The following is a 255-nucleotide window of genomic DNA, read 5'->3' as shown; positions in this document are numbered from 1 at the left end:
CTCGTGCTCGACGTGCCGCTCGGTTTGATGATGGCCGTGGTGTCCGCGCTGTGCATCGCATTCGGCGAGTGGATCGCCGCGCAGTCCACGTTGGCCTGGCTCGCAACGGGTGTTGGGCTCTTCGTGATCGGCTGGGTGTTTCAGTTTATCGGGCACGTTGCCTACGAGCATCGCAAGCCGGCTTTTATCGACGATGTAATTGGCCTCCTGATCGGGCCGCTGTTTGTGTTGGCCGAAGCACTGTTCGGCATCGGC

General features: G+C 61.2%; 1 protein-coding gene. It reads left to right on the top strand.

Annotated features, from left to right (window positions below; all coding sequences use genetic code 11):
- Positions 1 to 255: Mpo1-like protein (locus SB753_RS39230; protein ID WP_410805441.1), on the top strand; the 255-nt coding region annotated here is incomplete at both ends.

Origin of the sequence: Paraburkholderia sp. SIMBA_053, assembly GCF_046534895.1 — a bacterium.
Classification (GTDB): Bacteria; Pseudomonadota; Gammaproteobacteria; order Burkholderiales; family Burkholderiaceae; genus Paraburkholderia; species Paraburkholderia caledonica.
This window is presented reverse-complemented; position numbering and strand designations above follow the sequence as displayed.